This window comes from Prescottella equi, from assembly GCF_020171745.1.
Classification (GTDB): domain Bacteria; phylum Actinomycetota; class Actinomycetes; order Mycobacteriales; family Mycobacteriaceae; genus Prescottella; species Prescottella equi_A.
The window spans coordinates 216,290-237,594 of record NZ_JAIVAH010000005.1; the positions used below are offsets into that span (position 1 = coordinate 216,290).

The following is a 21,305-nucleotide window of genomic DNA, read 5'->3' on the forward strand; positions in this document are numbered from 1 at the left end:
TCACTGGTCCGCCTGTGTGTAACCGTCGAACAGGAACCGGAAGATGGTCGGCACCGACAGGCGGGCCTGCTCGCTCGGGACGTACGGAGTCGCTCCGGTGTTCGCAACTACGAACGGCGCATTTCCATCCGTCTTCGGATCGAACGTGGGAAGTCCGTAGCAGTTCGGGCCGCCCGAAGCCGCAACCTTCGGCAACTCGTCCGGAGCCCGGTAGGTCTCCGCACCGAGCAGGAAGTTCGTGCTCAGCATGAGCGATCCGTACTTGCCGGCACCGGCCATCGGCTCGAACTTGATACGGGCCTGGTTCAGTCCGGTGATGAAACACGTCAGCTCGGGCGAGTACTCGGCCAGCAGGGTCGTCGTATGGGTGAGCGTGTCGAGCGCGGTGACCGCGGCGTTCTCGTTCTCCCGCAGGACAGAGTTGCCGGTGTTCGCGAGGCCGGTGACGTTCATGAGCAACAGGTCGAGATTCGCCTGCTCCTCGACGATCGAACCGCTCGTGCCGGTCGCGTTGTCGACCACCTTCAACAAATCCTGAGCGGTGTCGGCATAGATGTTCGACACCTCGGCGGTGGCCCGGACGTCGTACTCCAACTGCGGCAGAGTCGGATTCATCTTCTTCAGGTACTCGTCGCTTTGCTCGAGCAGGATGCCGAGTTCCTCGCCCCGCCCCCGCAGGGCGGACGAGATGGCGCCGAGGGTGGCGTTGAGCTTCTCGGGCTGCACCTGGTTCAACACTTCGGTGAGGTGCTCGAAGACGGTGTTGAACTCCACCGTGACGGAGTCGGCGTCGATCACCGTTCCCGGCTGCAGCGAGTTGGGCGACGGGTACTCGGGCACCACGAAGTTCACGAACTTGGCACCGAACACCGTGGTCGAATCGATCTGGACGGCCGAATTCGACGGGATCATGTGCATCTGCGACGGATCCATGTTCAGCTGGATCCGAGCCTGGCCGTCGACCTCGTCGATCTTGGCCACCCGGCCGACCTCGACACCTCGGAGCTTGACCTTGGCGTCGGGTTCCATGACCAGTCCGGAGCGCGAGGCCATCACCGTGACCGGCTCGCTCTTCGTGAAGCCGCCGACGAACATCGTCAGGGCCACCACTACGATCGCGACCAGGCTGAGCACCATCACGGCCGCAGCGATCTTCGTCTTCCACCTTGATTCGGTCAACGCTCCTCCGCCTATCCCGAGAGGTTGAAGTTGCCGGACTGGCCGTAGATCGCCAGCGAGATCAGCAGGGTCACGGTCACGACGGCGATGAGCGATGCACGAACGGCGTTGCCGACCGCGACACCGACGCCGACGGGACCGCCGCTGGCGTTGAAGCCGTAGTAGGTGTGGATGAGCATCACGGCCACACCCATCACTATCGCCTGCACGAACGACCAGAGAATGTCCGTCGGTATCAGGAACGTCGAGAAGTAGTGGTCGTAGACGCCACCCGACTGTCCGTTGAGCACGACAGTGGCGAAGCGACTCGCCACGAACGACGCGATGACTGCCAGGGAATACAGCGGGACGATCGCGATGATGCCGGCCATGACGCGTGTCGAGACCAGGTAGGGAATCGACGGGATAGCCATCGATTCGAGTGCGTCGATCTCCTCGGAGACCCGCATGGCACCGAGCTGCGCGGTGGAGCCTGCGCCGATGGTGGCGGCCAGGCCGATGCCCGCGATGACCGGTGCGGCGATGCGCACGTTGATGAAGGCCGCGAAAAAGCCCGTGAGCGCCTCGACACCGATGTTGCCGAGCGAGGCGAAGCCCTGGACCGCGATGGTGCCGCCCGTGAACAGCGTCAGGAATCCGACGATGACCACGGTGCCGCCGATGACGGCGAGTGCGCCTGTGCCCATGCTGATCTCGGCGATGAGGCGCAGAACCTCGCGGCGGTAGTGCAGGAGGGCGCGCGGGGACCACGCGAGCGCGCGCCAGAAGAACAGCGCCTGCTCGCCGACCCGGTCCACCGAGCGCGATGCGCGTGAGAGACGCCGCCGAGTGCGGACGAAGCGTCCCGATGCCACGAGAGCCATCTAATTCACCACCCTGTCACTCACCCGGACGTCAACTTGATGCCGATGGCGGTGATGAGCACATTGACCACGAACAGCGCCATGAACGAGAACACGACGGTCTGGTTGACCGCGTCGCCGACACTCTTGGCACCACCGCGGACGTTCATACCTAGGTACGCGGCCATCAGACCGGCGATCATGCCGAACAGACCGGCCTTGAGCATCGAGATCATCAGTTCACCGAAACCGGTGAGGAGCGTGATGCCGTTGACGAACGCTCCCGGGTTGACGTCCTGGACGTACACCGAGAAGAGGAAACCTCCGAGGATGCCGATGGTGCAGACGAGGCCGTTGAGCAGCAGCGCCACGACGGTGGACGCGAGCACGCGCGGCACGACGAGGCGGTGAATCGGATTGATGCCCAGCACCCGCATCGCATCGATCTCCTCGCGGATGGTGCGGGCCGCGAGATCCGCACAGATCGCGGTCGCGCCGGCACCGGCCACGATGAGCACCGTGACGATGGGACCGACCTGCGTGACGGCACCCAGAGCCGCACCCGCGCCACTGAGGTCGGCCGCGCCGATCTCGCGCAGGAGAATGTTGATCGTGAAGCTCACCAGCACGGTGAACGGGATCGCGACGAGCACCGTCGGAACCATCGAGACCCGCGCAACGAACCAGGCCTGATCGACGAACTCGCGCCGCTGGAACGGGCGCGAGAAGACCGCCCGCAGCGTGTCCGCCGACATCGCAAAGAATCCGCCTGCGGCCCGCAGGGGTACCTCGAGGAGGTCGACCACGTTTCCCTCCTCACCAATCCTTGTCATGGACGTTCGATGCGCGGCCGCGCACTCGCGGCACAACGCGCCCCCCAGGGCGTCCGAACAGGACAAACGCTCTGTGACCCAGGTCATATTAACTAGAACGTGTTCACCTGTCAAAGATTTCGGTGGACGCGTTCCGAATCCGGCCGCAAGCAACGACCGGGCCAGACGAAGTAAGGGTCGCGCGCTACCGAACGAGCCAGAGGTCGCGTCGACGCGAACACTCATCGAGGTGGGCGATCACCCGCATTCAGCTGCACAGACGTGCAAAATTTTCCGACGGGCGTACCGCGCGGACCGTTGCGCTCGCAACCCGCACCCGGCGCGAGGACTGCGCACCGCCGACCGAGACCCCGCAACGCCGGTTACCGTTCCGAGACCTCGCCGCAATCACCGAATTGGAACACGTTCTAGACACCAGTACAGCGTTTCGCGGAAGCCCCTCCCCCGAGCGACCACTCACCGGCGACGACGCGTGGACGCGGCGGCGTCCGACCCATCTTGTCGCCTTTCCTACCTCGTGTATCGAAAATCCCGTAATCCCCCGTTACGTGGGGAATTACGGGATCGTCGGGTTCACAGCGGGGCGCGATCAGCCCAGCGACTTGAGTGCCTCCGAGGCCGAGAACATGCGCTCCGGATCGCGGCCGTCGAAGTACGCGCCCATCTCGTCGGCGAGACCAGCGGGCGTCCACTGCGCGTCCGCATCGAAGCGCTGCTCGACGACCGGCGCCGCCATGAGCGCGACCATCGGGCCGTAGACGACGAAGACCTGTCCGTTGACCGCGTCGGCGGCCGGGGACGCCAGGTACGACACCAGCGCCGCGACATGCTCGGGCGACAGCGGATCGATCTGCCCCTCGGGGGCGTCACCGAAGACGGACTCCGTCATCGACGTCCGCGCGCGCGGGCAGATGGCGTTGGCCCGCACGCCGTAGCGCGACAGACCCCGCGCGGCCGACAGCGTCAGCGCGGTGATGCCGGCCTTCGCGGCGCCGTAGTTCGGCTGCCCGGCCGGGCCGAGCAGTCCCGCCTCAGACGACGTGTTGATCAACCGGCCGTAGACGGGGGCACCGTCGGCCTTCGACTTGTCGCGCCAGAACGTGGCCGCGTTGCGGGAGAGGAGGAAGTGCCCACGCAGGTGCACTTTGAGGACGAGGTCCCACTCCTCGTCGGACATGCTGAAGAGCATGCGGTCGCGGACGATGCCCGCGTTGTTGACGACGATGTCGACGCCGCCGAGGCCCTGTGCCGCCGCCATGAGGGCGTCCGCCGTGGACCGTTCGCCGACGTCACCCGCCACGAACTCGACCTTGCCGCCGAGGGTGCGGATCTCGTCGAGCGTGGACTCGACGGTGTCGTTCACCGAAAGATCGTTGACGACAACGGCAGCACCCGACTGGGCCAGGCCGATCGCCTCGGCCCGTCCGAGTCCGGATCCCGACCCGGTCACGATCGCGACCTTGCCCTCCAAGCTGACCTCGCGATTGCTTCCTGCACTCATCTACGCACTCCCGTAACCGTGACGTCGACCGGCCTCGTGCCGATCGGACCTCATCGCCGCGGCTGCCGACGACAGCGGCCAATGTAGAACGTGTTCTACATTGGCCGCAAGGTTGACTCTAGTGCTCGGTGAGCGCTGCGCGCGGGCACTGCGCAATCGCCGAACGCACATCCGCTTCCCGGTCGGCCGGAGGAACGGCGGCCGAGATGATCAGCTCCTCGTCGTCGTCCAGATCGAAGATGTCGGGAGCGATTCCGACGCAGACACCGTTGGCCTCGCAGCGGTCCCTGTCGACCCTTACCTCCATGACGGTTCCTCATTTCACGTTCGTTCGAAAGACTGGACCGAAGCCCGACGCGTCGGGCTGTGACGCAACGAGACTTCGCCATAAGACTAGAACCCGTTTCACTGCTGTGCAATGATTCGGACAACCCTCCTGTAGGCGCCGACCACACGGTCCGCACCGGTCACGGAAAGGCCGCTGTCACAGCCTCGTACACGATCAGCAGTGCCCGCGATCATTCCAGAAATCCGTGTCGTATCGGTCGAAATCGACGCCGACGATTGTCCTGGAATGGAGAAACGCACGTGGATATCACCTACACCCCGCAGCAGCAGCAGCTGCGGGAGGAATTGCGAAGCTACTTCGCCGAATTGATGACCCCCGAACGCCGCGAGGCGCTCGCCGCGACCACCGGCGAGTACGGCGAGGGCAACGTCTACCGCGAGGTCGTCCAGCAGATGGGCCAGGACGGCTGGCTCACCCTGGGCTGGCCCAAGGAGTACGGCGGACAGGAACGCTCCCCGATGGAGCAGCTCATCTTCACCGACGAGGCCGCGATCGCGGGTGCACCGGTGCCGTTCCTGACGATCAACTCGGTCGCGCCGACCATCATGCATTTCGGTACCCCCGAGCAGAAGGCGTTCTTCCTGCCCAAGATCTCGGCCGGCGAACTGCACTTCTCGATCGGCTACTCCGAGCCGGGAGCCGGCACCGACCTCGCGTCGCTGCGCACCTCCGCGGTCAAGGACGGTGACGACTACGTCATCAACGGCCAGAAGATGTGGACCAGCCTCATCCAGTACGCCGACTACGTGTGGCTGGCGTGCCGCACCGATCCCAACGCCAAGAAGCACCGCGGCATCAGCATGCTCATCGTGCCGACCACCGCCGAGGGCTTCTCGTCCACCCCGGTCCACACGATGGCCGGCCCGGACACCAGCGCCACCTACTACCAGGACGTGCGGGTCCCGCAGAGCTCGCTGGTGGGCGAGGAGAACGGCGGCTGGCGTCTCGTGACGAACCAGCTCAACCACGAGCGCGTCGCGCTCACCTCCGCGGGACCGATCATGACCGCACTCCAGGAAGTGCGCGAGTGGGCGCAGAACACCAAGCTGGCCGACGGCCGCCGGGTGATCGACCAGGAGTGGGTGCAGATGAATCTGGCCCGCGTGCACGCCAAGACCGAGTACCTGAAGCTCATGAACTGGGAGATCGCCTCCGCCGAGGACCACGCCCCCGGCCCCGAGGCCGCGTCCGCCAACAAGGTGTTCGGCACCGAGTTCGCGACCGAGGCGTATCGCCTGCTCATGGAGATCATGGGTCCGTCGGCCACCATCCGGCAGAACTCCCCCGGCGTCCAGCTCCGCGGCCGCCTCGAGCGCATGCACCGCTCGGCACTCATCCTCACCTTCGGCGGCGGCACCAACGAAGTCCAGCGCGACATCATCGCGATGACCGCCCTCGGCCAGCCGGCTTCGAAGCGATAAGGAAGGACGACCAACATGGACTTCACCCTCACCGAGGCCCAGCAGGACCTGGCCGGCCTGACGAGCGGCATCGTCGCCGACATCGTCACCAACGAGCACCTGCGTGAACTCGACTCCGCCGAGGACCGCTTCGACCGCAAGCTCTGGGACACCCTCGCATCCTCCGGCGTGCTCAGCGCCGCCCTGCCCGAGTCCGTCGGCGGTGACGGCTTCGGCATCCTCGAGCAGAGCAGCATCCTGATCGAGCTGGGCCGCGGCGTCGCCCCCGTCCCGTACCTGTCGTCGATCGTCATGGCCGCCGGTGCGATCGCCGAGTTCGGCTCGGACGCACAGCGTTCCGATTGGGCAGCACCGGCCGGCGCAGGCGCGAAGATCCTCGCCGTGGCTCTGGCCGAGGAACTCAACGACAACCCCGCGGCACCGGTCACCCGTGCCGACAAGACGGCGGACGGTTGGACGCTGCGCGGCACCAAGATCGTCGTCGACGGCGCACCGATCGCGGACCTGTTCCTCGTCCCGGCCGCCACCGACCAGGGCACCGTCGTGTTCCTCGTCGAGGCCGCCGACGCCGGTGTCACGGTGACCCGCCAGCAGACGACGGACTTCGGCTGCACCGGCATCGTCGAACTGAGCGACGTCCACGTCGCCGACGACCGCGTCCTCGGATCGGTCGAGCGCGGTACGGAGATCGTCGAGTGGATCGTCGACCGCGGTTCCGTGGGCTCGAGCGCCTTCCAGTTCGGCGTGCTCGACCAGGCGCTGAAGATGACCGCCGAGTACGCCCGCGAGCGCGTCCAGTTCGACCGTCCGATCGGTAGCTTCCAGGCCGTCGCGCAGCGTCTCGCCGACGGGTACATCGACGTCAAGGGTGTGCGACTGACGCTGTGGCAGGCGGCCTTCCGCCTCGCCGAGGGCCTGCCCATCGAGGGCGAGATCGAGACCGCGAAGTTCTGGGCCGCGGATGCGGGCCACCGCGTCGCGCACACGGTCGTGCACGTGCACGGCGGCGTCGGACTCGACGAGGACCACCCGGTGCACCGGTACTTCCTCGCCGCCAAGCGCCAGGAGTTCCTGCTCGGTTCGGCAAGCGACCAGCTGCGCCGGCTGGGTGCCGAACTCGCCGCGACGCCCGCGTAACCGACACGCGCGCAGCCAGTCCCATACAGTGAAACGAGATACCATGACGGGCGTCACACAGGTCATGATGTGGGCATGACAGTGACCCCCACCGTCGCGGATCTGCTCGCGCAGCTTCGCGACGTCGACACGCACGGAATCCGATTCGAGGATGCGTACATTCCGTGGACGGACCACGTCCACGGAATGTACGACCGTGCGGCACTTCTCGACTCGCTGCTCGACGCCGATCGTCCGCGCCACTTCGGCGTGCTGTTCGACAACACCCCGGAGTTCTCGTCCCTCCTCGGCGCGGCAGCCTTCTCCGGCACCGTCCTCGCTGGCCTCAACACGACCCGCCGCGGTGACGCCCTCGCGCGGGACATCACGCTCTCCGACTGCCAGATCGTGTTCACCGAGAACACCCAGGCACACCTGCTCGACGGGATCGATCTCGGCGGGGTCCGCGTGATCAACGTCGACTCCCCCGAATGGTCCGAACTTCTCCAGCCGTTCGTCGGCAGCCCCGAGATCGCGCCGGCCGCGGACCTCGACGACCTACTGATGCTGATCTTCACGTCGGGCACCAGCGGTGACCCGAAGGCGGTGCGCTGCACACATCGGAAGTTCACCGAGCCGGGCATCATGCTGGCGGAACGATTCGGACTGTCCTCCGACGACGTCGTGTACATGGCGATGCCGATGTTCCACTCCAACGCCATGATCGCGGCGTGGTCGGTGGCGCTCGGCGGCGGGAGCGCAATCGCCCTGCGCCGCAAGTTCTCCGCGTCCGGGTTCCTGCCCGACATCCGCCGCTTCGGCGTCACCTACGCCAACTACGTCGGCAAGCCGCTGTCGTTCATCCTCGCCACCCCGGAACAGCCCGACGACGCCGACAACACGCTGCGCGTCATGTACGGGAACGAGGGTTCGGCGCCGGTCGCCCGCGAGTTCGTCCGACGCTTCGGCACCCGCGTGGTCGACGGCTTCGGCTCCACCGAGGGTGGCGTGTCCATCTCGGCGCACCCCGACGCTCCGGTCGGCGCGCTGGGCATGCTGCCGCCCACCGTCGAGATCCGCGATCCCGACACCGGAACCGTCTGCCCGCCTGCCGAGTTCGACGCCGACGGCCGCCTCGTCAACGCCGAGGAGGCGACGGGCGAGATGGTGAACGTGACGGGGCCGGGCGCGTTCGCGGGCTACTACAAGAATCCCGAGGCGGACGCCGAGCGTCTGCGTGACGGCATGTACTGGAGCGGCGACCAGGCGTACCGGGACGCCGACGGATTCGTGTACTTCGCGGGCCGCAGTTCGGGCTGGCTGCGGGTGGACGGCGAGAACCTCGGCGCCGCACCGATCGAGCGGATCCTGCTCCGCTACCCCGGCTTCGCGCAGGTGTCGGTGTACGGCGTGCCGGACAGCGAGGTCGGCGACCGGGTGATGGCCGCGGTCATCCCGACCGGCGACGTGGACGACTTCGACCCGTCGGCGTTCGCCCGCTTCCTCGACGAGCAGTCCGACCTCGGACCGAAGCAGCGGCCGACGCTGGTGCGGGTGTGCAGCGAGTTCCCTCGGACCGCGACGTTCAAGGTCGTGACGCGCACACTCAGCGCCGAACGCTGGCACTGCGCCGAACCGGTCTGGCTACGCGATCGTGGCCAGGACGAGTTCGTGCTGCTCACACCGGAACTCGCGCTCACGCTGGAGCGTCAGACCGCGGACGCCTGATCACCCCGGCCTCCTGACACAACGACAGCGCCCCCGGAACATCGTTCCGGGGGCGCTGTCGCGTCGGGCTCTGGTCAGCCCTTCAGTCCATCGAGGCGCGAGACCGTCGACTCGAACTCGGCGACGAGTTCGGCCATGATCTCGGCGACCGGGCGGATCTCGTTCATCCGGCCCACGATCTGGCCGACCGGCATCGCGACGACCTCGGGGTCGCTGCCGGCGGAGATGCGCTGATGCGCCTCGCTGACGAGGATGTTCTGCAGCGGCATCGGAAGCGGTTGGGGCGCATCGGGCTTGGCCCAGGCGTCGGTCCACTTGGTCTTGAGCAGGCGGGCCGGCTTACCCGAGTAGATCCGCGACCGAACGGTGTCCGCCGACGTCGCACCGAGCAGCGCGCGCTGGATCGACGACGGCCCTTCGGCCGCACTGCCGAGCTTGTACTCGCTCGTCGTGAGCCAGTACGAGCCCATCCAGACGCCGGACGCTCCGAGCGCGAGGGCCGCGGCGACCTGGCGTCCGCTGCCGATGCCGCCGGCCGCCAGGACGCCCGCGGAATCGCCGATCGCGTCGACGATCTCGGGGACGAGCACCATCGAGGCGATCTCACCGGTGTGCCCGCCGGCCTCGTAGCCCTGTGCGATCACGATGTCGACACCGTTCGCGACGTGGCTGCGGGCGTGCTCCACGGCGCCCGCGAGCGCGGCCACCGGAACACCCTTCTCGTGTGCCAGGTCGATGACGTCCTTCGGCGGCGAGCCGAGAGCGTTGGCGATCAACGCGATCCGGTGGTTCAGTGCGACGTCGACGTGCGAACGGGCCACCGAGTGCAGCCAGCCGAGGACGCCGGTGGCGTGCTCGACGTCGTCGGACAGCGGCGGGACACCCAGTTCGTCGAGCGTGCGGTTGACGAACGCGCGGTGCTCGGCGGGGATGAGCTTGTCGAGGTCGACCGCGCCGCCCTCGGTGGGCACCTTGGCCGGCATCACGATGTCGACGCCGTACGGCTTGCCGTCGGTGTTCTCGTCCATCCAGGTGAGGGTGGCCTCGAGCTCGTCCGGGTCGTTGAACCGCACGCACCCGAGCACACCGAGACCGCCGGCGCGGCTGATCGCCGCCGCGACGTGCTCGGAGGGGGTGAATCCGAAGATCGGGTACTGGATGCCGAACTTCTCGGCCAGATCGGTGTGCATCACGCGTCCTTGCCGTTGGTGTAGTGATCGTCGGCCTCGCGCGACTGGGTCTGCGCGGTGGCCCACTTGTAGTCCGGCTTGCCGGCGGGCGAGCGCTGAATCGCATCGACGAGCCACAGACTGCGCGGCACCTTGTAGCCGGCGATCTCCTTACGGGCCGCCTCGACGATGTCGTCCAGGCTCGGGCGGGTTCCGGGGCGCGGGGCCACGACGGCCGCGACGCGGTTGCCCCAACGCTCGTCAGGCACACCGACGACGAGGACGTCGAAGACGTCGGGGTGCGACTTGACGGCGCCCTCGACCTCCTCGGGGTAGATCTTCTCGCCGCCGCTGTTGATCGAGACCGATCCGCGGCCGAGCATCGTGACGGTGCCGTCCTCCTCGACCGTGGCGTAGTCGCCCGGGATCGAGTACCGAATTCCGTTGAGCGTCTTGAAGGTCGCCTTGGTCTTCTCCTCGTCCTTGTAGTAGCCGACGGGGATGTGGCCGCTGCGGGCGAGCATGCCGACCTGTCCGGAACCGGGTACGACCGGGATGCCCTCGTCGTCGATGACGACGGTGGCGGCGTCGATCTTCACACGCGGACCGCCGGTGTGCTCGAAGCCCTTGGTGATGGTGGCCAGACCACCGAAGCCGGTCTCGGAGGAGCCGATCGAGTCGGTGAGCAGGCGGTTCGGGAGCAGCTCGAGGAACTGCTCCTTGAGCGCCGGCGAGAACAGCGCCGCGCTGCTGGCGATGACGTACAGCGACGAAAGGTCGTACGGCTCACCGGTCTCCGGGTTTCCGGCGATCAGCGCGTCGATCATGGGACGGGCCATCGCATCGCCCGTGATGAAGATGAGATTGATCTTGTGGCGGTCGATGACCTGCCACACCGCGTGGCCGTCGAACTCGGGGTGCATGACGAGCGTGCCGCCACCGAAGAGGCTGTGGAACACCGCCGACTGCGAACCGCCGTGGATCATCGGCGGAATCGGGAAGCGGACCATCGCGGGGTGCGCGGCACCGACCTTCGCCAGCTCCCACTCGTCCTCGACGTACTCGCCGGTGACGAAGTTGACGCCGCCGCCGAGCACGCGCCACCAGTCCTCGTGCCGCCACATGACGCCCTTGGGCATGCCGGTGGTGCCGCCGGTGTAGAGGATGAAGATGTCGTCGGGGCTGCGCTCACCGAAGTTGCGTTCGGGCGACCCCTGGGACAGCGCCTCTTCGAATTCGACACCGCCGTACGACGAGTAGTCGCGATCCGTGCCGTCCTCGACGACGATCGCCGTCTTCACGAGCGGGGTGTTCGGCAGGACGCCCGCGACCTTGTCGCTGTAGCGGCGCTCGTGGATGAGCGCGACCATGTCCGAGTTCTCGAAGATGTACTGTAACTCGTTCTCGACGTACCGGTAGTTGACGTTGACCATGATGGCGCGGGCCTTGAAGATCGCGACCATGGACACGATGGCCTCGATGGTGTTGCGGCTGTAGATGCCCACCTTGTCGCCGGGCGCGACGCCCCGATCCCGCAGGTAGTTGGCCAGTCGGTTGGCCTTCTCCTCCAGTTGCGCGAAGGTCACCTCACGGTCGGCGTCCACCAGGGCGACGCGGTCCGGGTTGAGGTCGATCGAGTGTTCTACAAGGTCTGCGATATTAATGGCCACGTCAACAAAGTAGAACGTGTTACTGTCGCTGACAAGACCCAATTAGAGACTCAGCTCACACGAATATCAGGAGTCACCAGTGTCCACCGGAACCGCGGAAAATACAGACGTTTCGGCGAAATCGCCCCACTGCCTGGTCGAGAAGCGCGGCCACGTCCTGATCGTGACGATGAACCGTCCCGAGGCCCGCAACGCCCTCTCGGGCGAAATGATGGAGATCATGGTCGAGGCCTGGGACCGGATCGACTCCGACCCCGACATCCGGGTCGCGATCCTCACCGGCGCGGGCGGCACGTTCTGCGCCGGAATGGATCTCAAGGAGATGAACCGCAACGCCCCCGGCGACAAGTTCACGGGCGGAATGGACGTGACGAAGCTGCCGGCGCTGCTGAAGGGTCGTCGCCTCACCAAGCCGCTCATCGCGGCCGTCGAGGGCCCGGCCATCGCCGGCGGCACCGAGATCCTGCAGGGCACCGACATCCGCGTCGCGGGCGAGAGCGCTCGGTTCGGCGTCTCCGAGGCCCGCCTCGGACTGTTCCCGCTCGGTGGATCCGCGGTGCGCCTGGTGCGCCAGATCCCGTACACCGTCGCCGCGGAGATCCTGCTGACCGGCCGCACGGTGCCCGCCCCCGAGGCCAAGGAACTGGGCCTCGTCGGACACGTCGTCCCCGACGGCCAAGCGCTCGACAAGGCGCTCGAGATTGCCGAACAGATCGCGGCCAACGGCCCCATCGCCGTGCAGGCGATCCTGAAGACCATCCGCGTCACCGAGGGCATGCACGAGGAAGACGCGTTCGCGCTCGAGGCCCAGATCGGCATGGCGGTCTTCAAGAGCGACGACGCCAAGGAGGGCCCGCGCTCGTTCGCCGAGAAGCGCGCCCCCAAGTTCACCGGTAAGTAGCACCACCACTTTCAGCTGAAGGGTCCCTTCGTGCGTTCGCAGCGCGAAGGGACCCTTCAGCCGTTATGGGGGCCTGCGCGCGAACGCGCGTATCCTCGACGGGCACTGACCGACGATCGACAGGTGGGACCGCCGATGGGCACTGCCGCAGGTGAGAAGTCCCGGCCGGAATGGCAGCGGCTCGAACCCCTCGAGCTGTCGCCGATCCTGTCCGCAGCGCTCGATGCGTTCTACGAGAAGGGTTTCCACGGTGCGTCGGTGCGCGACATCGCGCGCCGAGTGGGGGTCACGGTGCCCGCGCTGTACTACCACTACGACAGCAAGGAAGGCCTGCTGGTCGCGCTCGTCGAACTGGGCACGGGCGACGTCCTCGCCCGCGCCCGGGCCGCCGACGACGCGGGCGACGGCGATCCCGGTCGGCGTCTGACCAACGTGGTGTCCGCGATCGTCCTGCGGATGACCGACCGCGCCCGCCTGGCCGCGATCGAGGGCGAGGCCCGGTACCTGACCGGCGAGAACCACGAGCGCTACCGCACGGTCCGCAAGGGCATCGAGACGATCGTCCTGGACATCGTGCGGGACGGCGTCGAGTCGGGCGCGTTCGACGTCGACGACCCCGCCGAGGCGACGCGCGCGATCCTGGGCATGTGCCAGGCGATCCCCCGCTGGTACCACGCCGAGGGCGAACTGGGCCCGGAGGCGGTCGCCGCCAAGTACGCCGCGATCGCGTCCAAGATGGTCGCGCCCGCGCGCTGACCTCGCCAACCGTTGACCTGGCACGTTCTCACGTGGTACCCACTTAGCGAGCGATAAGTAAGCTGGTTTCGAGGAAGGGATGGGCCCATGGCCGAGGCAGTCATCGTCGACGCGGTTCGACTCGCGTCCGGAAAGGGCAAGCCCGGTGGCGCCCTGTCCGGAACCCACCCGGTGGAACTGCTCGCGCACGTGCTGCGCGTGATCGTCGAGCGCAACGGTCTCGACCCCGTCCGGGTCGACGACGTCATCGGCGGCTGCGTCCAGCAGGTCGGCGAGCAGGCCCTCAACATCTCGCGGACCGCGCTGCTGTCGGCAGGCTTCCCCGAGTCGGTGCCGGCCACCACGATCGACCGGCAATGCGGATCGAGCCAGCAGGCCGCGCACTTCGCGGCGCAGGGCGTGATCGCGGGCGCCTACGACATCGTCATCGCGTGCGGCGTCGAATCCATGAGCCGGATCCCGATGGGCACCTCCCCGATCGGCCAGGACGCCTCCGGGCCCGGCATCGCCGCCCGCTACCCGGAAGGCCTGGTCCACCAGGGCATCTCGGCCGAGCTGATCTCCGCGAGGTGGAAGCTGGATCGCGAGAGCCTCGACGCGTACGCCGCACAGTCGCACCAGCGGGCCGCGGCGGCCGCGGCGAGCGGCGCCTTCGACCGGGAGATCGTCCCGATCACCGTCACCGGACCCGACGGCACCGAGTACGCGCACGCCGTCGACGAGACGGTGCGTGCCTCCACCACCGCCGACGGACTCGCCGGGCTGAAGCCCTCGTTCCGCACCGACGAGTTCGCCGCCCGCTTCCCCGAGGCACCCTGGCAGATCACCCCCGGCAACTCGTCGCCGCTCACCGACGGTGCGTCCGCGGTGCTCATCATGAGCGAGAAGGCCGCGGCCGAACTGAATCTCACGCCGCGCGCCCGCTTCCACTCGTTCGCGGTACTCGGCGACGATCCACTGATGATGCTCACGGCTCCGATCCCCGCGACACGCAGGGCACTCGCGAAAGCAGGACTCGGCATCGACGACATCGACGCGTACGAGGTGAACGAGGCGTTCGCGCCGGTCCCGCTGGCGTGGGCGCACGAACTGGGCGCCGATCCCGCCAAACTCAACCCGCTGGGCGGCGCCATCGCGCTCGGCCACGCGCTCGGCTCGTCCGGGACACGCCTGCTCACCACGCTCGTGAACCACCTCGAAACCACCGGTGGGCGCTACGGTCTGCAGACCATGTGCGAGGGCGCGGGCATGGCCAACGCCACCATCATCGAACGACTCTGAAACACAAGCAGATCCGAAAGGAACACGCATGATCGTCAAGGACAGCGTTGCACTCGTGACGGGCGGCGCCTCCGGCCTCGGCCTGGCCACCGTCAAGGCCCTGCACGACCAGGGGGCCAGCGTCGTCATCCTCGACCTGCCGTCGTCGAACGGTGAGGTCGTCGCGAAGGAACTCGGCGACCGCGTTCGCTTCGCGGCGGGCGACGTCACCGACGAGGCCTCGGTGGTCGCGGCGCTGGATCTCGCCGAATCCCTCGGCCCGCTGCGGGTCACGGTCAACTGCGCCGGCATCGGCAACGCGATCAAGACGGTCGGCAAGCAGGGCGCGTTCCCGCTCGCGGAGTTCCAGCGCGTCGTCAACATCAACCTCGTCGGCACCTTCAACGTGCTCCGCCTCGCCGCCGAGCGCATCGCGAAGACCGACCCGATCGAGGGCGAGCGCGGCGTCATCATCAACACCGCGTCCGTCGCCGCGTTCGACGGTCAGATCGGCCAGGCCGCGTACTCCGCGTCCAAGGGCGGCGTCGTCGGCATGACGCTGCCGATCGCCCGCGACCTCGCGTCGATGCTGATCCGCGTCGTAACCATCGCGCCGGGCCTGTTCAAGACCCCGCTGCTCGCCGGCCTGCCGGAGCCCGCACAGGCGTCGCTCGGCCAGCAGGTTCCGCACCCGTCGCGCCTGGGCGACCCCGCCGAGTACGGCTCGCTCGCCGCACACATCGTCTCCAACCCGATGCTCAACGGCGAGGTGATCCGCCTCGACGGCGCGATCCGCATGGCGCCGCGCTGATCTCGGAGCACAACAGCGAAAGGCGCGGCCCGTGACGGTGATCCGTCACGGGCCGCGCCTTTTCACATGGCCGGATCAGACGGTTCCGACGGCCTCTGCGAGCTCGCGCATGTGTTCGACGTTGCGGCACGTCACCAGCAGCATCGTGACTCCGGCGTCCTCCCACTCCTTGACCTGGGTGCGCACCTCGTCCCGGTTGCCGATGATCATCGTGTCGGTGACCATCTGGTCCGGCACGATCGCGGCCGCCTCGGCCTTGCGGCCGGACAGGAACAGCTTCTGGATCTCCTTGACCTCGTCGCCGTAGCCCATCCGGGTGTAGACCTGGGCGTGGAAGTTCATCTCGGCCGCACCCATGCCGCCGACGTAGAGCGCCGTGATCGGCCGGAGCTTGTCGATCTCGGCCTGCCGGTCGTCGGTGACGATCACCTGGCACGTCGCGGCGATCTCGAAGTCCTCGCGGCTGCGTCGCGCGCCCGCGCGGGCGAAGCCCTCGTCGAGCCACTCGTTGTACATCGGTGCCAGTCGGGGCGTGTAGTAGATGGCCAGCCAGCCGTCCGCGATCTCCGCGGTCAGCGCGACGTTCTTGGGCCCCTCGGCGCCGAGCCAGATCGGCAGGTCCGCGCGCAGCGGGTGCGTGATCGGCTTGAGCGGCTTCCCGAGTCCCATCGATCCGGACCCGGTGTAGGGCAACGGGTAGTGCGGCCCGTCGTTGCGGACGGCCGCCTCGCGGGCGAGCACCTGACGCACGACCGACACGTACTCACGAGTACGGGCGAGCGGCTTCTGGAACGGCTGTCCGTACCAGCCCTCGACCACCTGCGGGCCCGAGACGCCGAGACCGAGGATCGCCCGTCCGCCGGACAGGTGATCGAGCGTCAGGGCGTGCATGGCGCAGTTGGTGGGCGTGCGCGCCGACATCTGAGCCACCGAGGTGCCCAAGCGGATCCGTTCGGTGCTCGATCCCCACCACGCGAGGGGCGTGAAGGCATCGTTACCCCACGATTCGGCGGAGAAGACCGCGTCGAATCCGGAGGCGTCGGCCTCGTTCACCAGTTCCTGCGCATTAGCCGGTGGCTGCGCACCCCAGTACCCGAGTTGTAACCCCAGCTTCATCGCGCGCCTCCGTGTTTTCCCTGGACCGAATGTGTCCCTTGCCACATTAATAAGAACCTGTTCTACTCGATTCCGTGACCCCTGGAAAGAGCGGAGTGGCCGAGCAGCCACTGAGAGCACCACTTAATCTGAAATTCGACTACACCCGATCGGTGGGGCCGACCATCGGAGCGTTCGTGACGGCTCTCCGTGACCGAAAGGTCATCGGCGCCCGCGGTTCCGACGGCCGAGTTCATGTGCCGCCACCGGAATTCGACCCGACCACCCACGAACCGATGACCGACTTCGTCGACGTCTCCGCCACCGGAACGGTCGTCAGCTGGTCGTGGATGTCCGAGCCCATCGAGGGCCAGCCGCTGACCCACCCGTTCGCGTGGGCGCTGGTGAAGCTCGACGGCGCGGACACCTCGATCCTGCATGCCGTGGACGCCGGCTCCCCCGACGCGATGAGCACCGGGATGCGGGTGCGGGTCCGTTGGGCCGACGAGCGCACCGGCCGAATCCAGGACATCGCGTGCTTCGAGCCCGGTGAGGGCGATTCCGACTCCACCGCAACCGTTTCCGCCGGTGATCCGGTCACCGACATCGTCACCCCGATCGACCTGCACTACACGCACACCGCGTCGTTCGAGGAGACCTACTACCTCCTCGGCCTCATGGAGGGCAAGATCATCGGCGGCCGCACCGACGCGAACGGCAAGGTCTACGTGCCGCCGCGCGGCGCGAACCCCACCGACGGCGCCCCCACCAAGGAGCAGGTCGAGGTGTCCGACAAGGGCACCATCACCACGTTCTGCATCGTCAATGTGCCGTTCATGGGCCAGCAGATCAAGCCGCCGTACGTCGCGGCCTACGTGTTGCTCGACGGCGCCGACATCCCGTTCCTGCACCTGATCCTCGAGGTCGACGCGGCCGAGGTCCGGATGGGCATGCGCGTGGAGGCCGTGTGGCGGCCGAAGGAGGAGTGGGGGTACTCGCTCCGCAACGTCTCCCATTTCCGCCCGAGCGGTGAGCCGGATGCGGACTACGACAGCTACAAGCACCATCTCTAGGAGCCTCGAGAACATGACAGACATTGCAGTCGTCGGCTTCGCACAGGCCCCACATGTGCGCGAGACCAGCGGCACCACCAACGGTGTCGAGATGCTGGTCCCCTGTTTCCAGGAGCTGTACTCCGACCTCGGAATCACCAAGTCCGACATCGGGTTCTGGTGTTCCGGTTCCTCCGACTACCTGGCCGGACGCTCGTTCTCGTTCATTTCGGCGATCGACTCGATCGGCGCCGTGCCGCCGATCAACGAGTCGCACGTCGAGATGGACGCGGCATGGGCGCTGTACGAAGCCTGGGTCAAGCTCATGACCGGCGAGGTCGACACCGCCCTCGTGTACGGCTTCGGCAAGTCCTCCGCCGGCAACCTCCGCCAGATCCTCGCGATGCAGATGGATCCGTACCTGGTCTCGCCGCTGTGGCCGGACTCGGTCTCGGTCGCGGGCCTGCAGGCCCGTCTCGGCCTGGACGCCGGCAAGTGGACGGCCGAGGAGATGGCGGCCATCGCTCAGCGCAGCCGCGCCGCCGCGAAGTCCAACCCCGACGCCCAGATCTCCGGTGACGTCGACATCGAGGCGCTGCTCGCGTCCGAGTACGTCGCGGACCCCCTGCGGGCCCACGACTGTGCGCCGATCACCGACGGTGCGGCCGCGATCATCCTGGCCCGCGGCGACCGTGCCCGCGAACTGTGCGAGCGCCCGGCATGGATCACCGGCATCGAGCACCGGATCGACTCCCCCAACATCGGTTCGCGCGACCTGACGACGTCGCCGTCGACGGCATCGGCAGCGCGCGCCGCAACCGGCGGCGACGTGTCGAACATCGACGTCGCCGAGCTGCACGCGCCGTTCACGCACCAGGAGATCATCCTGCGCGAGGCGATCGGCCTCACCGACGCCACCACGATCAACCCGTCGGGTGGCCCCCTCACCGGCAACCCGATGTTCTCCGGCGGTCTCGAGCGCATCGGCCACGCGGCCCGCTCGATCATGAGCGGCGACGCGCAGCGCGTCCTCGCCCACGCCACCAGTGGCCCTGTGCTGCAGCAGAACCTGGTCGCCGTCATGGAAGGACGCAACTGATATGGCCAAGCAACTCGCCGCCGTCCTCGGCACCGGCCAGACGTACTACGTCGCCAAGCGTCACGATGTCACGATGGCCGGCATGGTCCGCGAGGCGATCGACCGCGCGATGGCCGACGCCCAGGTGGGCTGGGACGACATCGACGCCATCGTCATCGGCAAGGCCCCCGACCTGTTCGAGGGCTCGATGATGCCGGAGCTCGCGATGTCGGATGCGCTGGGCGCTCACGGTAAGCCGCTGCTGCGCGTGCACACCGCCGGCTCGGTCGGCGCCTCGACCGGCAACGTCGCGGCCAGCCTGGTGCAGGCCGGCGTGCACAAGCGGGTGCTCGCGGTGTCGTGGGAGAAGCAGTCCGAGTCCAACGCGATGTGGGCACTGTCCACGCCGGTGCCGTTCACGATGCCGGTCGGCGCGGGTGCCGGTGGCTTCTTCGCACCGCACGTGCGCTCGTACATCCGCCGCTCGGGCGCCCCCGACCACATCGGCGCGATGGTGGCCGTGAAGGATCGCCGGAACGGCGCGCTGAACCCGTACGCGCACCTCAAGCAGTCCGACATCACCGTCGAGTCGGTGATGGCTTCCCAGATGCTGTGGGACCCCATCCGTTTCGACGAGACGTGCCCGTCGTCGGACGGCGCGTGCGCGATCGTGATCGGCAACGAGGCCGCTGCGGAGGAGGTCGTCTCGGGTGGCCGCAAGGTCGCGTGGATCCACGCGACCGCGATGCGCACCGAGCCGCTGTCGTACGCCGGCCGCAACGTCGCGAACCCGCAGGCCGGCCGCGACGCCTCGGCCGCACTGTGGAAGGCCGCGGGCATCACCGACCCGCTCACCGAGATCGACGAGGCCGAGATCTACGTGCCGTTCTCGTGGTTCGAGCCGATGTGGCTCGAGAACCTCGGGTTCGTGCCGGAGGGCGAGGGCTGGAAGTTCACCGAGGCCGGGGAGACCGCGATCGGCGGGCGACTGCCGGTCAACGCGTCGGGTGGCGTGCTCTCGTCCAACCCGATCGGCGCCTCCGGCATGATCCGCTACGCCGAGTCGGCGATGCAGGTCATGGAGCGCGCCGGTGACCACCAGGTCGACAGCGTCCGAAAGGCGTTCGGCCACGCCTACGGTGGCGGCTCGCAGTACTTCGCGATGTGGGTGGTCGGCGCCGACCGTCCGACCAACTAGGAGAGGTTCCCACCATGAAGTTCACAGTCGGCATCGCGATGAGCCCGCTGGACCAGTTGACCGCCCTGGCACAGACCGCTGAGGAGTGTGGTTTCGCGAACATCGCGCTGCCCGACTCCCTGTTCTTCATGGAGACGGCCGCCGCGGACTACCCGTACACCCCCGACGGCTCGCGCATGTGGAATGCCGAGACGCCGTGGGTGGACCCGTTGATCGCGGCGGCCGCGATGGGCGCCGTCACGAGCACCATCGGCTTCTACACCAACGTCCTCAAGCTCGGCTCCCGCAATCCTCTGCTGCTGGCGCGGCAGGTGGGTTCGGTGGCGAACCTGACCGGCAACCGGTTCGGCTTCGGCGTCGGAATCGGTTGGGCGCCCGAGGAGTTCGAGTGGTGCGGCGCCCCCTACAAGAAGCGTGGCGCCCGCGTCGACGAGATGATCGAGATCATCAAGCTGGTGCTGGACGGCGGCATGGTCGAGTACCACGGCGAGTTCTTCGACTTCGACCGCCTGCAGATGAGCCCGGCACCGAGCAAGCCGGTGCCGTTCTACGTGGGCGGCCACACCGAGGTCGCGCTCAAGCGCGCGGCCCGGATCGGTGACGGCTGGACGTCGGCGATGATGAAGTTCGACGACCTCGTCTCGACGATGGCCCGGCTCGACGAGCTGCGCGCCGAATACGGCCGCGCCGACCTGCCTTTCGAGATCCAGGCGGTGTGCATCGACCGGTTCGGCAAGGACGGTTACGCGGAGATGGCCGAGGCCGGCATCACCGACAGCATCGTGATCCCGTGGATCTTCGACGGACTCGGATTCGACGCGCCGCTCGAGGCCAAGCAGGACTCGATGCGCAAGTTCGCCGATCAGTACATCCACTAGGGAGCCGAGTATGACGACCACCGGAACCGAGCATCCCGCGCGTGTCGCCGCGAAGGCGTCGCAGTCCGCCGCGAGCGGAAAGCGCAAGGAGGAGTGGCTCGATCTGTTCGCCGAGGACGGCTGGGTCGAGGACCCGGTCGGCCCGTCGGGCTTCGATCCCGAGGGCAAGGGCCATCACGGCCGCGAGGCGATCTCGAAGTTCTACGACATGACGATCGCCAACACCGATTCGCTCGAGTTCATCGTGAACGACTCGCTGGTGTGCGGTGACGAGAACGTCAACATCGGCTCGATCCGCACGGTCATCGCCGGCAACCAGGTCGACGCCGAGGGTGTGTTCATCTACCGCGTCAACGCGGAGGGCAAGCTGCAGTCGCTGCGCGCCTTCTGGGAGGTCGAGCGGGCGATGAAGACGCTGAAGAAGCTCTGAGCTTCTCCCCGGAACACGAAAGTGGGGCGGTCACCGAT

General features: G+C 67.5%; 20 protein-coding genes. 12 read left to right on the forward strand and 8 right to left on the reverse strand.

Annotated features, from left to right (window positions below; genetic code table 11):
- The 5 genes from LCL87_RS04430 to LCL87_RS04450 form a co-directional block, all read right to left on the reverse strand.
- Positions 1–1,179 (reverse strand): MCE family protein, encoded by a 1,179-nt coding sequence (locus LCL87_RS04430; protein WP_225017081.1) that lies wholly within the window; start codon positions 1,177–1,179, stop codon positions 1–3.
- 11 nt (positions 1,180–1,190) lie between these two features.
- Positions 1,191–2,042 (reverse strand): ABC transporter permease, encoded by an 852-nt coding sequence (locus tag LCL87_RS04435; protein ID WP_225017083.1) that lies wholly within the window; start codon positions 2,040–2,042, stop codon positions 1,191–1,193.
- A gap of 20 nt (positions 2,043–2,062) precedes the next feature.
- Positions 2,063–2,827, reverse strand: coding sequence for an MlaE family ABC transporter permease (locus tag LCL87_RS04440; RefSeq protein ID WP_022594117.1), 765 nt, complete (start codon positions 2,825–2,827; stop codon positions 2,063–2,065).
- A 616-nt stretch (positions 2,828–3,443) separates the two neighbouring features.
- On the reverse strand, positions 3,444–4,355 hold the full coding sequence (locus LCL87_RS04445; RefSeq protein ID WP_225017085.1) for a 3-oxoacyl-ACP reductase: 912 nt from the start codon (positions 4,353–4,355) through the stop codon (positions 3,444–3,446).
- A 118-nt stretch (positions 4,356–4,473) separates the two neighbouring features.
- Positions 4,474–4,662 (reverse strand): ferredoxin, encoded by a 189-nt coding sequence (locus tag LCL87_RS04450; protein ID WP_005515523.1) that lies wholly within the window; start codon positions 4,660–4,662, stop codon positions 4,474–4,476.
- 281 nt (positions 4,663–4,943) lie between these two features.
- Here LCL87_RS04450 and LCL87_RS04455 point away from each other — a divergent pair, with 281 nt between their 5' ends.
- The 3 genes from LCL87_RS04455 (at position 4,944) to LCL87_RS04465 (ending at position 8,969) form a co-directional block, all read left to right on the forward strand.
- The gene (locus LCL87_RS04455; protein WP_225017087.1) at positions 4,944–6,125 is read left to right on the forward strand and encodes an acyl-CoA dehydrogenase family protein; all 1,182 of its coding nucleotides are present in this window, start codon (positions 4,944–4,946) and stop codon (positions 6,123–6,125) included.
- A gap of 15 nt (positions 6,126–6,140) precedes the next feature.
- On the forward strand, positions 6,141–7,262 hold the full coding sequence (locus LCL87_RS04460) for an acyl-CoA dehydrogenase family protein (protein WP_225017088.1): 1,122 nt from the start codon (positions 6,141–6,143) through the stop codon (positions 7,260–7,262).
- Between the two features lie 75 nt (positions 7,263–7,337).
- A complete protein-coding gene (locus LCL87_RS04465) occupies positions 7,338–8,969 on the forward strand; it encodes a long-chain-fatty-acid--CoA ligase (RefSeq protein WP_225017090.1) in 1,632 nt (543 codons plus the stop codon).
- 74 nt (positions 8,970–9,043) lie between these two features.
- On the opposite strand, the gene LCL87_RS04470 is transcribed toward LCL87_RS04465, so the two are convergent.
- Complete coding sequence (locus LCL87_RS04470) at positions 9,044–10,159, reverse strand: NAD(P)H-dependent flavin oxidoreductase (protein WP_225017092.1); 1,116 nt, start codon at positions 10,157–10,159, stop codon at positions 9,044–9,046.
- Complete coding sequence (locus tag LCL87_RS04475) at positions 10,159–11,808, reverse strand: acyl-CoA synthetase (RefSeq protein ID WP_225017094.1); 1,650 nt, start codon at positions 11,806–11,808, stop codon at positions 10,159–10,161. The genes LCL87_RS04470 and LCL87_RS04475 overlap by 1 nt, the downstream gene beginning before the upstream one ends.
- Before the next feature lie 79 nt (positions 11,809–11,887).
- On the opposite strand from LCL87_RS04475, the gene LCL87_RS04480 reads away from it, so the two are divergent.
- The 4 genes from LCL87_RS04480 to LCL87_RS04495 all read left to right on the forward strand — a co-directional run bounded on the left by LCL87_RS04480 (position 11,888) and on the right by LCL87_RS04495 (position 15,536).
- The gene (locus LCL87_RS04480) at positions 11,888–12,709 is read left to right on the forward strand and encodes a crotonase/enoyl-CoA hydratase family protein (protein ID WP_225017096.1); all 822 of its coding nucleotides are present in this window, start codon (positions 11,888–11,890) and stop codon (positions 12,707–12,709) included.
- Positions 12,710–12,844: 135 nt separating this feature from the next.
- Positions 12,845–13,465, forward strand: a complete 621-nt coding sequence (locus tag LCL87_RS04485; RefSeq protein WP_225017099.1) for a TetR/AcrR family transcriptional regulator — start codon at positions 12,845–12,847, stop codon at positions 13,463–13,465.
- 87 nt (positions 13,466–13,552) lie between these two features.
- Positions 13,553–14,746 (forward strand): acetyl-CoA C-acyltransferase, encoded by a 1,194-nt coding sequence (locus LCL87_RS04490; protein ID WP_225017101.1) that lies wholly within the window; start codon positions 13,553–13,555, stop codon positions 14,744–14,746.
- A 28-nt stretch (positions 14,747–14,774) separates the two neighbouring features.
- Entirely contained in the window at positions 14,775–15,536 is a 762-nt protein-coding gene (locus tag LCL87_RS04495; RefSeq protein ID WP_225017103.1) for a 3-hydroxyacyl-CoA dehydrogenase, read from the forward strand.
- A 75-nt stretch (positions 15,537–15,611) separates the two neighbouring features.
- Here LCL87_RS04495 and LCL87_RS04500 read toward each other — a convergent pair whose 3' ends face one another.
- Positions 15,612–16,652, reverse strand: a complete 1,041-nt coding sequence (locus LCL87_RS04500; RefSeq protein ID WP_225017105.1) for an LLM class F420-dependent oxidoreductase — start codon at positions 16,650–16,652, stop codon at positions 15,612–15,614.
- A 74-nt stretch (positions 16,653–16,726) separates the two neighbouring features.
- On the opposite strand from LCL87_RS04500, the gene LCL87_RS04505 reads away from it, so the two are divergent.
- Genes LCL87_RS04505 through LCL87_RS04525 form a run of 5 tightly spaced genes read left to right on the forward strand, consistent with a single transcriptional unit; the run spans position 16,727 to position 21,267 of the window.
- Positions 16,727–17,704, forward strand: coding sequence for a Zn-ribbon domain-containing OB-fold protein (locus LCL87_RS04505; RefSeq protein ID WP_225017106.1), 978 nt, complete (start codon positions 16,727–16,729; stop codon positions 17,702–17,704).
- Between the two features lie 13 nt (positions 17,705–17,717).
- The gene (locus LCL87_RS04510; protein ID WP_225017108.1) at positions 17,718–18,782 is read left to right on the forward strand and encodes a thiolase family protein; all 1,065 of its coding nucleotides are present in this window, start codon (positions 17,718–17,720) and stop codon (positions 18,780–18,782) included.
- Between the two features lies 1 nt (position 18,783).
- Entirely contained in the window at positions 18,784–19,959 is a 1,176-nt protein-coding gene (locus tag LCL87_RS04515; RefSeq protein WP_225017110.1) for a thiolase family protein, read from the forward strand.
- A gap of 14 nt (positions 19,960–19,973) precedes the next feature.
- Positions 19,974–20,837 (forward strand): TIGR03619 family F420-dependent LLM class oxidoreductase, encoded by an 864-nt coding sequence (locus LCL87_RS04520; protein ID WP_225017112.1) that lies wholly within the window; start codon positions 19,974–19,976, stop codon positions 20,835–20,837.
- 10 nt (positions 20,838–20,847) lie between these two features.
- On the forward strand, positions 20,848–21,267 hold the full coding sequence (locus LCL87_RS04525; RefSeq protein WP_225017115.1) for a nuclear transport factor 2 family protein: 420 nt from the start codon (positions 20,848–20,850) through the stop codon (positions 21,265–21,267).
- The last annotated feature ends 38 nt before the right edge of the window (positions 21,268–21,305 follow it).